A 13,544-nucleotide genomic window follows, 5' to 3' on the forward strand; every position below is an offset into this window, starting at 1 on the left:
CTGTCACAAACGGACGGCGTGTCGTGAGTGCACGGATGGTGTCTGCTTATGGTGTCGTGGCCGCTGAATTCCGACGGCCATGACACATCTCGGGGGGCTCCACGTGAACAACGGCGCGAAGATCGGCATCGCCTCGGCCGCCACGGTGTTGCTCCTCGCCGGTGGCTACGGGGCCTACGCCCTGGTCTCCGGCGATTCGGACAGCAAGGAATCCGCCAAGAAGCCCCGCACCGTGGTCGCCGAACCGCCCAGCCCCGAGCTCGCCGCGTCCGGCGCCAAGGCGTTCCTGGACGCCTGGGGCAAGGGCGATCTGTCCGCCGCCGCCAAACTCACCGACGACCCGGACAAGGCGCAGGCCGCGATGCAGGCCTTCAAGGACAGCGTGAAGCCCAGCGCCGTCCACCTCACCGTCGGCGGCCCCACCACCGCGCCCAGCCCGTCCGCCTCCAAGTCCGCCGCTGCCTCGGCATCGGCGCCGGCATCCGCGTCGGCGCCGGCTCCGGCGGACTCCGGTCCGACCGGGGTGTTCGAGAGCTTCAAGGCCTCGTTGGAGTTCGCCGACACCGGCACCCCGTGGAACTACGACGGCGTGCTCGGGGTGGTGAAGATGAGCGACGGCACCGCCGCCGTGCACTGGGCACCCACCGTGATCCACCCGAAGCTGGACGCCAACGAGACCATCGGCGTGAAGCCGGTGTTCGCCGCGCCCTCCGCCGTCACCGACCGCAAGGGCAAGCCGCTGGCCGGCTACGCCTCGCTCACCGGCCTGCTCAACCAGCTGAAGGCCGCCGCCCCGCAGGGCAGCCCGGAGGACGCCGGCACCGCCGTGGTGATCTCCCCGGCCGCCGGCAACGGCGCCTCCGAGAAGCTGTTCACGCTGAAGGAGCCCAAGGCCGTCCCCAACCTGAAGCTGACCCTGGACGCGGACCTCCAGGCGGCCGCCGAGGCCGCGGTCTCCGCCCAGGGCAAGCCGGGCTCGCTGGTGGCGATCGAGCCCAGCACCGGCGGCATCCTGGCCTACGCCTTCTCCCCCACGAACGGCCAGAACCGGGCGTTCTCCGGGGCGACCGCGCCCGGCTCCACCCTGAAGGTGCTGACCGCCGCCGCGCTGCTGGAGGCCGGCCTCACGCCGAGCAGCTCGATGCCCTGCCCGGAGACCACCATGGTCACCGGCAAGTCCATCAGCAACGACTTCAAGGGCGCGCACCCGGAGTACACGCTCACCGACGCGTTCATCAACTCCTGCAACACCTCGTTCATCGAGAAGGGCAAGGACACCCTCAAGGCGAACAGCCTGCCCTCGCTCGCCAAGGACGTGTTCGGGATCGGGCTGGTCTGGAAGACCGGCCTGTCGAACTTCGACACCGACATCCCGACCGAGACCAACATGGCGGGCGCGGCCAGCGAGTTCATCGGCCAGGGCAAGGTGCGCGCCAATCCGCTGGGCATGGCGTCGATCGCCGCGACCGTGCAGTCCGGGGTGTTCAAGCAGCCGATCCTGGTGCCCGGCATGGACCAGGTGAAGGCCGCCCGGACGCTCTCCCCCGAGGTGCTCTCCAGCCTGCGGTCGCTGATGACGCAGACCGTCAAGTCCGGTACCGCCGCGGCCGTGAAGCCGGCCCTGCCGAGCGGCTCCGGCGCGAAGACCGGCACCGCCGAGGTCGACAACACCGCCGACGCGAACTCCTGGTTCACCGCCTACTCCGGCGATCTGGCCGTCGCCGCCGAGTTCCAGGGAGCCGGGCACGGCTCGGCCGCGGCCGGTCCGGCCTCGTCCAAGGTGCTGGGGGTCGGCAACCACAAGTGACGGCGGGCGGGGCCCCCGCCCGGCCTGCGGGACGGCGGGGGCTACTGCGCGAAGCGCCGCAGCAGGTTCTCGGTGACCTGCCGGGTGAACGCGCCGGCCTTCCCGTCGATGCCGTGGATGCCGCCCTGGCCGGTCGCCTCCAGCGACTCCACCCACCGCATGGTGCCGGTGGCGAACACCAGCGCGCCGCTGCCCGCCGTGTACAGCGCGGTGTCGGCGAACGAGTGCCGGCCCTCGCAGACCACCGGCGAGTGCGACAGCACCTCGATGCCCTGCGGGGTCGGGAAGGACGGGTCGACCCGGTCATACTCGACGCCCACCAGGTGCGGGAAGCTGTCGCCGGCCTTCGCGCCGGTGCCCGCGAACAGCCAGTGGCCCGGCTCGGTGACCACGTACGGGGCGTCCACCGGGTAGCCGTCGTAGATCACGCCGAGCAGCGAGGACTCGGGGTCGGCGCCGGGCGGGGAGCGGAAGTCGGTGGTCGCCGGGTGCCCGGCCTGGTACCCGGGGTCGTCCTTCCAGGCGCCCTTGTAGCAGACCACCGTGCGGTCCGGCCCGGTCGGTGACGGCTCGTACCGCACCCGCCGGAAGCAGCAGTTGGCACCCAGGATCGCCAGGTGCGATCCGGCGTCGCGGGCGGCGGTGAAGTGCGCGCGCTGCTCGGGCGACCAGTACTCGTCGTGGCCGAGCGAGAGCACCGCCTTGGCGCCGTGCAGCAGGTTCGGGTCGGCGGCGACGTCGATGCCGGTGGTGTACGACAGCGGGATGCCGAGTTTCTCGGCCTGCGCGACCAGCGGGGCCTCGTAGACCAGGAACAGGCCCGCGCCGTCGTCGTACTGGTACGGCCGGTCGAAGCTGACCTGGAGCGAGCGGGTCGGCAGGCCGCCGGACGGGCCGTTGTACAGGTTGTAGCCGCCCCACTCGTTGTAGGCCTGCCAGGTGGAGACCGCGTTGACCACCACGGTGGTGCCGGCGGTGCTGCGCGAGCGCACCGTGAGCGGCACGTACCGCTGCCCGGCGCCGCCGTCCGCGTCCAGCCGCAGCAGGTAGCAGCCCTCCGGCCAGCCGGTGGTGTCGACGGCGGTGCTGCGCGGCCAGGCGGTGATCACCATGCGGGTGGGCTGTTCGACGGTGAACGGCTGCTGCTTGCTGCCGGGCAGCCGCTCCGACTTCCACACCTGCCGGGCGCGCGCCCCGCCGTACCAGCCCATCCGGTAGGCGGTGACGGTGAAGCCGGGCGCGGTGGTGGAGACGTGCAGACCGACCTGTTCGCCGGGCAGCACGCTGGCCCGGTCCGCCCAGCCCTCGATCGCGTCGGCCGGGCCGGCGTTGCGGATCGCCCAGTCGGCGTTGCCCGGTTTGGCGTTCTCCGCCGCGGTGGCGGACGGCGCGGGGCTCGGCGCGGCGCCGCCGCCGCTGCCTCCGGTGGCGGTGCGGTTCGGGCCGCAGGCGGCGAGCGAGGCGGCGGCCGCGCCGGCGGCCAGGCCCAAGAAGCGGCGTCGTCCGGTGGCGCCCAAGATCACTCCCGTGTTCGTACGGTGTCCCGGGACACCATAGGCACTGCGAGGGGCCGCCGCTGCGTCGCCCGGCGCCGGGGCACCGGAACCGGCCGCCCGGGGGCCGCCGCCAGCCGCGGCCACAGCACCAGGACGACGGGCAGCGCCAGGTAGCCGAACCGCCCGGCCGGGGCCAGCGCGAACGCCACCGTCAGGCCCGCCGCCAGCAGGTCGCAGGCGGCGACCGCGGTGGCCGGCGGGTGGGCCCGCAGCCACAGCGCGACGGCCAGCGCACCCAGGCACAGCAGGGTCAGCGACAGGGTGTGGCCGAGCGGGCCGAGACCGGCCAGCACCTTGCCCGGCAGCGGGCTGCCGGCCGGCGTGTGGACGGCGGTCAGCCCGAGCGGGAAGCGCACCACCTGCTCGTACAGTTCGCGCGGGTGGAGCACCACGAGCGGGCCGATCACCGCCCCGCCGAGGGCCAGCACCGGCCAGGCGGCCCGCAGCGCCGGGCGCAGGCCGTGACGGCGGTGCAGCAGCAGCAGCGCGATCGGCAGCGCCGGCCAGGCCGTCCACTTCAGCGTGCAGGCCAGCGCCAGCACCAGGCCGGTGCGCAGCGGGTGGCCGCGTTCGGCGAGCGCCATGGCCAGGCAGCAGACGCCGATCAGCGGCAGGTCGACGCCGCCGACGGTCAGCGCGGGCGCGATCAGTGGCGAGGCGGTGAGCACCGTCAGCGGCAGCACCGGCGCCCGCACCGGGGCGGGGCGCAGCAGCCGCCAGCCGGCCAGCAGGCAGGCCAGGAACGCCGCGGCGAACCACAGCCGGGCGTCGCCCAGCACCCGCACCGCCGGGCCGTCGGCCGCGCCGAGCAGCAGCCGGGGCAGGCCGAACAGCGACATCGCGGGCAGGTACGGGTTGTAGTCGACGACGTGCACCGGGTGCGGCAGGTACGGGCTTCCGGTGTGCAGCAGCAGCGCCGCCGACCGTTCGACCACCGTCACCTCGGACTGGTGCCGCCCGGCCAGCGCCAGCGTCCCCAGCGGCAGCAGCACCGCGCTCAGCGCCGCCGCGGCGGCGGCCGCCCGCGCCGCGATCCCGCGCGGCAGCGTCAGCGTCAGCACTGCGGCGAGCAGGTACCCGGGCGCCGCGAACCGCCCCCAGGCGACCTGGTTGGCCAGGTGCGACACCAGCGGAAACGCCCCCGCCCAGCCCGCCGCCGCCAGCCACCCGCCGGCCTGCACCACGGGGTGCCCGAACACGCGCAGGGCCCGTCGGGTGCTCGCCATGGCTCGAAGGCTAGGCGGGATGTGCACGCTCTGTCGCGAAGCCCGGGCCGGTTTCGCCCTTTCCGTCCGAATTTCAGCGGCACGTGGGCTACGGAGTGTCAGCTCCCTCGCTGCGGGCGGCGGCCAGCCGGGAGTGCTTGGCGCTGTAGGTGAAGTAGAGGACGCCGGCCAGGGCCAGCGCGATCGCGAAGGCGATGAAGGTGTCGCGGTGCAGCCTGGTGATCAGGTAGACGCAGGAGGCGGCGCTGAGCACGGGGGTGACCGGGTAGAACGGGACCTTGAAGCCGCGCGGCAGGTCGGGGCGGGTGCGGCGGAGCACGATGATGCCGACGGACACGGCGCAGAACGCCACCAGCGTGCCCATCGAGGTCATGTCGGCCAGCAGCTTGAGCGGGAAGACGGCGGCCAGCAGGGCGACGGCGGCACCGACCATGACGGTGTTCCACACGGGGGTGCCGGTGCGCGGGGAGACCTTGGTGAAGTGGCGCGGCAGCAGGCCGTCGCGGCCCATCGCGAACAGGATCCGGGTCTGGCCGTAGATCACCACCAGGGTGATGGAGAAGATCGAGATGATCGCGCCGCCGGCGAACACCAGGGCGGGCCAGGACTGTCCGGTGACGTCCTGCAGGATCTGCGCGAGGCCGGCCTTCTGGCCGTCGAACTGCTGCCAGGGCTGGGCGCCGATCGCGGTGACGGCGACGGCGATGTACAGCAGGGTGACCACGCCGAGCGAGATCAGGATGGCCAGCGGCAGCGTGCGGCGCGGCTCGCGGACCTCCTCGCCGGCGGTGGAGACGGCGTCCAGGCCGATGAACGAGAAGAAGATGGTGGAGGCGGCGGTCTGCACGCCCTCCCAGCCCATGGGGGCGAACGGGGTGAAGTTTCCGGCGTGGAAGCCGGTCAGGCCGATGGCGACGAACAGCAGCAGAATGGCCAGCTTGATGGCCACCATCACGGCGTTGACCTTGGCGGATTCGCCGGCGCCGCGGATCAGCAGCACGGTGACCAGCGCGACCAGGATGACGGCGGGCAGGTTGACGATGCCGTTCTCGCCGGGCGGGGCGGTGAGCGCCGCGGGCAGGTGCAGGCCGAACGCCAGGTCGGCGAACTGGTTGAGGTACTGGCCCCAGGTGACGGCGATCGCGGACGCGGAGACGCCGTACTCCATCAGCAGGCAGACGCCGACGCCGAACGCGACGATCTCGCCCATGGTGGCGTACGCGTACGAGTACGAGGAGCCGGCCACCGGGATGGCGGAGGCGAGCTCGGCGTAGCAGAGCGCGGTGAGGCCGGCGGTGACGGCGGCGATCACGAAGGACATCACCACGGCCGGCCCGGCTTCGGGGACGGAGGTGGTGAGGACGAAGAAGATGCCGGTGCCGACGGTGGCGCCGATGCCGATCGCGGAGAGCTGCCACAGGCCGATGGACCGGCGCAGGTGCCCGGCTCCGGTTCCGCCCGCTTCGGCGATCAGGGTGTCCACGGGCTTGCGCCGCAGCAGGCGGGTGGTGCTCATCGAATTGTCCTTCTGGTGGGGATCAGGGAGGAACTGTATCAAATGCACCGCTTTGCATAACTATGCGACCTTGAAGCCTTGCGGCGGTCACCGGTTCAGGGCGGCCTGCATGACGGCCTTGGCGATCGGCGCGGCCAGCTTTCCGCCGGTGACGTCGGTGGCCTGGCTGTCGGCGACCACCACGGCGACCGCGACCGGCGGAGTGGCGGTGGAGCCGGCCGGGCGGGCCCAGGCGATGAACCAGGCGTACGGGGTGCCGGTGTTGTCGACGCCGTGCTCGGCGGTGCCGGTCTTCCCGCCGACCTCGGCGCCGGGGATCTGCGCGTTGCCGCCGGTGCCGTTGTTCACCACGTTCACCATCAGCGTGCGCAGCTCGGCGGCGACGCCGGGCCCGAGGGCCTGCCGGTAGAGGGTGGGACGCATCAGCTGGACCTGGGTGCCGTCGGCCTTGGTGAGCCTGTCCACAAGCTGTGGATACATCACCCGCCCGTCGGCGGCGGCCCCGGCGGCGACCATGGCCATCACCAGTGGGGTGGCGGCGGTGTTGTACTGGCCGATCGAGGACAGCGCCAGCTGCGAGCTGTTCATGGTGGTGTCGAAGTTGGAGCGGGCGGCCCGCACGGGAACGTCGAGCCTGGCGTCGTCGAAGCCGAAGCTCTTCGCCATCGCGACCATCCGGTCGAGGCCGGTCTGCACGCCGAGCCAGCCCATCACGCTGTTGCAGGACATCGTCATCGCCTCGTCCAGCGACAGCCCTTCCTGGTCGCAGCCGCTGGTGTCGTTGTTGAGCGTGGTGGTGGTGCCGGGCAGCACGTACGGGTAGGGCGCGCCGGTGGGGGCCTGGATGTCCGTCACGGTGCCGTTGGCGAGGGCGGCCGCGGCGGTGACCACCTTGAAGGTGGAGCCAGGCGGGTAGATCTGCCGCAGCGCCCGGTTGAGCATCGGCTGGTCGGGGTCGGCCTGGAGTTTCTCCCAGGTGGCCTGGTCGGCGGAGCCGGTGCCGGCGATCGCCCCGGGGTCGTAGCTGGGGGTGGAGGCCAGCGCGAGGATCCGGCCGGTGGCGGGTTCGATCGCGGCGACGGCGCCCTGCTGGCCGCCGAGCCCCTGCATGGCGGCGCGCTGCACGGCCGGGTCGATGGTGGTGACCACGTCGCCGCCGGGCTGCTGGTGGCGGGTGATGGCGTCCCACACCGCCCAGCCGGCCAGCCGGGGGTCGGTACCGGTAAGCAGGTCGTCGTAGACGCCCTCCAGCTGGGTGTTGCCGTAGAGCTGCGAGGAGTAGCCGGTGACGGCGGCGTACAGCGGGCCGTCGGTGTAGGTGCGCTTGTACGCCAGGCGGCCGCCGGTGGCGACCGAGCCGGTGACGGACTGGCCGGCGATCAGGTTGCCGCGCGGCTGCGCGTACCGCTGGATGGTGGCGCGCTGGTTGGCGCTGTTGTGGTCGAGTTCCTGCTTCTGGAACACCTGGACCCGGGTGCCCTGGACGGCCAGCGCGATGATCAGCAGCATGCAGAAGGTGGCGGCCCGGCGGCCGGTGGTGGAGATGCCGGGCAGGCCCTGCGGCCCGCCGTTGGTGCCCTCGGGGCGGGTGAACCTCACGCCGCCTCCTCGGGGACGGGGCGCCGGGCGACGTCGCTCATCCGCACCAGCAGCGCCACGATGATCCAGTTGGTGACCACCGAGGACCCGCCCTGCGCGATGAACGGCAGCGTCATGCCGGTCAGCGGGATCAGGTCGAGCACGCCGCCGGCCACCACGAACACCTGGATCGCGACCAGCGCGGCCAGGCCGATCGCGAGCAGCCGCCCGAACGGGTCGCGCAGCGCGATGCCGGTACGGAAGCCGCGGGAGACCAGCAGCGCGTACAGCAGGAACACCGCGAGCAGGCCGGTCAGGCCGAGCTCCTCGCCGATGGTGGCGAGAATGAAGTCGGACTTGGTGGCGAAGCCGATCAGCGCCGAGTGGCCGAGGCCGAGGCCGGTGCCGAGCTCGCCGCCCCAGGCGAACGCGAACAGCGACTGGGCGATCTGGTTGGCGCCCTGCCCGGCCTCGATCGAGGCCAGCGGGTGCAGCCACGCGGTGACCCGGCTGTGCACGTGCGGCGACAACCAGCCCACCCCGACGGCGGCGACGGCCGACAGCAGCAGGCCGATGACGATCCAGCCGGTGCGGGCGGTGGCCACGTACAGCATCACCACGAACAGGCCGAAGAACAGCAGCGAGGTGCCGAGGTCGGTCTCCAGCACCAGCACGCCGACGAACGCCGCCCAGATCAGCAGCACCGGCCCGAACACCCGGCCGAGCGGGAGCCGGAACCACAGCACCTTGCGGCCCGTCAGGGCGAGCGAGTCGCGGTGCTGCGCCAAGTAGGCGGCGAAGAAGATCGCCAGCAGCACCTTGGCGAACTCGCCGGGCTGGAAGGACAGCGGGCCCAGCGTGATCCAGATCCGCGAGCCGTACACCGGCGGGAAGAACACCGGCAGCACCAGCAGGACGAGCGCCACGAACGCGCCAAGGTACGCGTAGCGCTGGAGCCAGCGGTGGTCGCGCAGCAGGAGCAGCACCGCGATGAACAGGCCCACCCCGAGGGTGGACCACAACAGCTGGGTGGGGGCGGCCTCGTGGTGCGGGGTGTTGCGGTCCAGCCGGTAGATGACGACCAGCCCGATGCCGTTCAGCAGCACCGCGATCGGCAGCAGCAGCGGGTCCGCCCACTTCGCCCGCCAGCGCACCGCGCCGTGCGCGAGCAGCGCCAGCACCCCTAACGCGGCGCCGTACTGGGCGGCGTCCGGCGGCGCCTTGCCGTCGATGTTGACGCCCACCTCGACGTACCCGAACACCGCGATCCCCACCGCGGCCACCACCAGCAGCAGTTCGGTCCACCGCCGGGGCCGCCGCGCGCCGGCCACGAGGATCGCGTAGTCAGTGGCCACCGGGCGTCCTCGCCAACTCGAAGGGCAGGGACGGCGGGGTACCGAGCGACCCCGCCGTACAGCGTTGAGGCAGCGTCAGAGCGTGGACGTGGGGTTCGCCGCGCGGGCGATCTCCCGCAGGTGCTCCTCCTCGTCGTGGCTCAGCGAGGTCTGGATCAGCTCGCCGCCGAACTGCGCGACCGCCGGGATCACCTTGTCCTGGGTGGCGGTGCGCACCAGGGCGAACACCGCGGCGCTGCCCGGGGCCAGCTTCTGACCGACCTGCCGCATGAAGTTGTCGTCCACGCCGGTGTCGGTGGAGGCGCCGACGGCGGCGCCGGTCGCGCCGCCGATCGCCGCGCCGATCACCGGCATCAGGAACAGCAGGCCGATCACGCCGCCCCACAGGGCGCCGGAGGCCGCGCCCAGGCCGGTGTTGGAGACCGCCTGGTGGAGCTTGATCTTCCCGTCCGCGCGGCGCTCGACCACCACGATGTCCTCCAGGTCGATCAGCCGCTGCTTCTGCAGGCCGATCAGCTCGTCCCGGACCTTCTGCGCGGTGGCGACATCGGGGTAGGCAATCGCAAACAGGTTGCTCACAGCAGGGTCCTTCCGGCAGGGCATCGGGCACGTCACCAGCACCCTAGCCAGGGTTCGCGGTATTTAATCCCATCTACTGCGGTGTGTCCGATTCCCCCGCGCTCACTCGCCCCGGCGCTCCGCCACCGCCACCGCCGCCCACCCGGCGGCGGCCGCCAGCGCCACCGCGCCCGGGAACGTCCACCACGGAACGGACAGCGTGTGCTGCCGCGAGCCCAGCACCAGCGCCCGCACCACCACATTGGCGGGCGAGCCCGGTACCAGCAGCACCAGCACCATCGCGCCCAGCCCCAGCGGCACCGCGTACTGCGTGGCCGCCACCACCGGACGGTTGCACACCGCGCCCACCGCCGTGCCCGTCAGCACGCACACCACGGTGGCCAGCAGACCGGCCGCCACCGCCGGCCCGGAGCTGCCGCTGCCCACCAGCAGCACCGCCGCCAGGCCCGCCGCGCCCAGCGCCAGCCCGGCCAGCGCCGCCGCCAGCAGCGCCGACAGGTGCACCCGCCGCCAGCCCGCGGCCGCCACCAGGCAGGCCCGGGACTGCGCGGGCTCCGCCGTCACCGCCGACCGGACCAGCCAACCCGTCACCGGCACCAGCAGACCGGCCGAGAACGCCGCCGCCGACAGTGCCTCGTCGCCGCCCGACACACCCAGGCCCATCAGCAGCAGGTACACCAGTCCGGGCGGCAGCCAGCGCTGCGAGCGCACCAGCAGCTCCAGGTGGTAGCGCGTCAGCATGCGCACCGTCATGACGCCTCCTGCTGGACGGACCTGATGTGCACCGGCGGATGGTTGGCCAGGAGTCGGCGCAGCAACGCGTCGGAGTGCGCGGCCGACACGTCCAGCCGGGTGGCGCCGTCGGCCAACGGTTTGCGTTCGGGCCGGCCCGGCAGCCACTCGGGCAGCGACTCGGCCTCGACCACGACCGCGGTGCGCGGCCCGCCCTCCTCGACGCGCGGCAGCGGGATCGGGTGCAGCGTGCCGCCGTCGACCCGGTGCCCCTCGGTGGTCAGGCCCGCCAGCCGGGTCGGGTCGTGGTCGACGAACACCACCAGGCCGCCGGCCGCGGCCCGTTCGGCGACCGCGCTGTCGAGTTCGCCGCGGGCGTTCTGGTCGAGCCCGGTCCACGCCTCGTCCAGCAGCAGCAACTCGGCCTCGGCGAGCATCGCCTGGGCCACCGCGACCTTCTGGCACGTCCCCTTGGAGAGCCGGCCGATCGGGGTGCCCGCGTACCCGGCGATGCCGAACCGCTCCAGCCAGTGGTCGGCCCGCCGCCGCGCCTCCCCGTCGGACAGGCCGCGGATCCGGCCCAGGTGGCACAGGTAGCCACGGGCGTCGAACGGCAGCGCGGGCGGGAACCGCTCCGGGACGTACGCCCGGCTCGCGGGCACCTCGACCGTCCCCCGCCCGGCGCGCTCGATCCCGGCGAGCAGCTTCAGCAGCGTCGACTTTCCGCTGCCGTTGGCGCCCTCGATCCGCACCAGGGAACCCGGACGGAGCGTCAGCCCGACCTCCCGCAGGACCCACGGACCCCCGCGCCCGTAACGTTTTCCGACGCCCGCCAGACGCACCGTCATGCGCTCTCCCCGCCTGCTGTGCCGACCAGTTCAGGGTACGTCGCGCCCACCACGCGCATTGGGCGATTGGAACTGACGGTTCATAGGATGCGGCGGTGATCACCCTTACCAAGAAACGACGGACGGCCCGCGGAGCCGCCCTGCTCGGGGCGCTGACGATAGTCGGCGCCACGGTGCTGGCCGGCTTCCCCGCGTACGCCGACGAGCCCGGGGCCCCGCCCGCCGCCGCGACCGAAGCGCCCAAGGTCGACCTCATCCTGGACGGGTCGGGGTCGATGCGGACCGCGGACATCCAGGGCAAGAGCCGGATCGCGGTCGCCCAGCAGTCCATCAACGAGGTCATCGACGCCCTGCCCGACGAGACCGAGTTCGGCCTGCGCACCCTCGGCGCGACCTACCCCGGCGCCGACCAGAAGGAAGGCTGCAAGGACACCAAGCAGCTCTTCCCCGTCGGCAAGACCAACAAGGTCGAGGCCAAGACCGCCGTCGCCACCGTCCGCCCGACGGGCTGGACCCCGATCGGCGTGGCGCTGCGCGCCGCCGCCCAGGACCTCGGCACCGGCCCGACCACCCGCCGGATCGTGCTGATCACCGACGGCGAGGACACCTGCGCCCCGCCCGACCCGTGCGACGTGGCCCGCGAACTCGCCAGCCAGGGCATCCACCTGGTGGTCGACACCCTCGGCCTGGCGCACGACGACAAGACCCGCCAGCAGCTGCTGTGCATCGCCAACGCGACCGGCGGCACCTTCACCGACGTCCGCACCCAGGAACAGCTGACCACCCGCGTCAAGCAGATCGTCACCCGCGCCCAGGACACCCACACCGTCACCCCCGCCAAGGTGACCGGCGCCGAACAGTGCACCAACGCGCCGATCCTGGCGCCCGGCGTGTACAGCGACCGGGAGAAGTTCTCCGAGCACCGGGTGTACCGGGTGCCGGTGAAGGCCGGCCAGGAACTGCGCGCCTCGGTCAGCGTCACCCCCGACCGGGCCGTCGCCCGCGACTACGGGGTCCTGCTGCAGGCCACCGACAGCAGCGGCCAGGAACTGGTCCGCGGCAGCGACGCCGGCTCCGGCCGCACCGACGTGGCGTCCACCGGCGTCCGCTGGTCCGCGCCCGACACCTCCGCGTCCCCGTCGCCGAGTTCCGGCACCAAGGCGAGCACCGACCGCACCGTCTGCCTGATCGTCAGCAACTCCTTCGCCGGCCAGGCCGCCGCCCAGGCCGCCGACCCCGGCCTGCCGCTGGAACTGACCGTCGACGTCTCCGCCGCCTCCCCCGCGCCCGACGGCGCCGCGATGGGCCTCGGCCGCGGCTGGATCCTGCTCGGCGTGCTCACCCTGGCCGGCCTGCTCGCCGGTCTGATCTTCGGCTGGCTGGCACGCTGGCGGATCGCCGTCTGGCGGGAGAACTGACCATGCGCAAGCTCTTCACCCTCGCGGCCCCGGCCGCCGCGCTCACCGGCCTGCTCCTGCTGGCCCCCGCCGCGACCGCCGCTTCGCCCTCACCCTCGCCGTCCGCGAGCGGCAGCGCCAAGCCGGTGCTCAACTCGGTCGGCACCAGCTTCCTGACCGCCACCACGCTGGCCGCCGGCCAGGACGCGGACGTCCCGGTCTCCACCGGCGACTACCTGTACTGGGCGTTCCCGGCCTCCGAGGGCCAGACCGCCACCGTCCAGGTCAAGGTCACCCTCCCGGACGCCGCCGACCGGCACGGCGCACAGACCTGGACCGTCGAACTCTTCGACGGCCTGCGCCGCCGCCAGGCCTGCACCGCAGGGCCGCAGAACGGCAGCGCCGAACAGAGCGCCACCACCATCGCCCTGAGCTGCACCCTGCGGCAGATCCGCTCCTGGGCCGAGCCCTGGTCCGGCGACCCGCTGCCCGGCACCTACTACATCCGGCTCTCCACCAGCGACATCCCGCAGCAGGACCTCGGCCTCGCCTCCCAGGTCCACGTGCACGTCGCCACCACCGGCGGCCTGAACGACGCCCAGCCCGAAGGCGGCTCGCTCAAGGCCCCGCTCGTCCCGCCGGTCAACGCCGGCTCCACCGCGAGCGGCCCGGCGGCGACGCCCGCCCCCAGCGCGAGTGCCGCGTACGCGGCGGCCCCCACCGCGGAAGAGACCCACTGGTACTCCGACCTCTTCTCCGGCTGGAACACCCGCTGGTGGTGGACCGCCGCAGGCGGCATCCTCGCCGCCCTCGCCGGCGTCCTCGGCTACACCCTCACCCGCCACCCGCGAGGGCACCGGCCGCACCACCATCACCACCCGGTGGAGTAGGCAAGAACGCAGGCGAGCGCGAATACAGGGGCGCGGGGAACTGCGCGCAGCGGAAGGCAC

Annotated in this window: 11 protein-coding genes; 3 read left to right on the forward strand and 8 right to left on the reverse strand. The window is 73.1% G+C overall.

Annotation, left to right across the window (positions count from 1 at the left end):
- Positions 1-79: 79 nt before the first annotated feature.
- A complete protein-coding gene (locus ACFYS8_RS09610; protein WP_387638149.1) occupies positions 80-1,807 on the forward strand; it encodes a penicillin-binding transpeptidase domain-containing protein in 1,728 nt (575 codons plus the stop codon).
- Positions 1,808-1,848: 41 nt separating this feature from the next.
- Here ACFYS8_RS09610 and ACFYS8_RS09615 read toward each other — a convergent pair whose 3' ends face one another.
- The 8 genes from ACFYS8_RS09615 to ACFYS8_RS09650 form a co-directional block, all read right to left on the reverse strand.
- A complete protein-coding gene (locus ACFYS8_RS09615) occupies positions 1,849-3,330 on the reverse strand; it encodes a N,N-dimethylformamidase beta subunit family domain-containing protein (protein WP_387638152.1) in 1,482 nt (493 codons plus the stop codon).
- Positions 3,327-4,589, reverse strand: coding sequence for a glycosyltransferase 87 family protein (locus ACFYS8_RS09620; protein ID WP_387638154.1), 1,263 nt, complete (start codon positions 4,587-4,589; stop codon positions 3,327-3,329). Before ACFYS8_RS09620 ends, ACFYS8_RS09615 begins: the two co-directional genes overlap by 4 nt.
- An 88-nt stretch (positions 4,590-4,677) precedes the next feature.
- The gene (locus tag ACFYS8_RS09625) at positions 4,678-6,105 is read right to left on the reverse strand and encodes an amino acid permease (RefSeq protein ID WP_387638157.1); all 1,428 of its coding nucleotides are present in this window, start codon (positions 6,103-6,105) and stop codon (positions 4,678-4,680) included.
- 87 nt (positions 6,106-6,192) lie between these two features.
- Positions 6,193-7,614, reverse strand: a complete 1,422-nt coding sequence (locus ACFYS8_RS09630; protein ID WP_387638876.1) for a penicillin-binding transpeptidase domain-containing protein — start codon at positions 7,612-7,614, stop codon at positions 6,193-6,195.
- 86 nt (positions 7,615-7,700) lie between these two features.
- Complete coding sequence (locus ACFYS8_RS09635; RefSeq protein WP_387638159.1) at positions 7,701-9,038, reverse strand: FtsW/RodA/SpoVE family cell cycle protein; 1,338 nt, start codon at positions 9,036-9,038, stop codon at positions 7,701-7,703.
- 75 nt (positions 9,039-9,113) lie between these two features.
- Positions 9,114-9,617 (reverse strand): DUF1269 domain-containing protein, encoded by a 504-nt coding sequence (locus ACFYS8_RS09640; RefSeq protein WP_387638161.1) that lies wholly within the window; start codon positions 9,615-9,617, stop codon positions 9,114-9,116.
- Between the two features lie 102 nt (positions 9,618-9,719).
- A complete protein-coding gene (locus ACFYS8_RS09645; RefSeq protein ID WP_387638163.1) occupies positions 9,720-10,370 on the reverse strand; it encodes an ABC transporter in 651 nt (216 codons plus the stop codon).
- A complete protein-coding gene (locus tag ACFYS8_RS09650) occupies positions 10,367-11,197 on the reverse strand; it encodes an ATP-binding cassette domain-containing protein (RefSeq protein WP_387638166.1) in 831 nt (276 codons plus the stop codon). Before ACFYS8_RS09650 ends, ACFYS8_RS09645 begins: the two co-directional genes overlap by 4 nt.
- A 95-nt stretch (positions 11,198-11,292) precedes the next feature.
- On the opposite strand from ACFYS8_RS09650, the gene ACFYS8_RS09655 reads away from it, so the two are divergent.
- Together ACFYS8_RS09655 and ACFYS8_RS09660 are read left to right on the forward strand one after the other, a co-directional pair.
- A complete protein-coding gene (locus ACFYS8_RS09655) occupies positions 11,293-12,615 on the forward strand; it encodes a VWA domain-containing protein (RefSeq protein ID WP_387638169.1) in 1,323 nt (440 codons plus the stop codon).
- Positions 12,616-12,617: 2 nt separating this feature from the next.
- Entirely contained in the window at positions 12,618-13,484 is an 867-nt protein-coding gene (locus tag ACFYS8_RS09660; protein ID WP_387638172.1) for a peptidase, read from the forward strand.
- Positions 13,485-13,544 lie beyond the last annotated feature (60 nt).

It is taken from the genome of Kitasatospora sp. NPDC004615 (assembly GCF_042873545.1).
In the GTDB taxonomy this organism is placed as follows: Bacteria; Actinomycetota; Actinomycetes; order Streptomycetales; family Streptomycetaceae; genus Kitasatospora.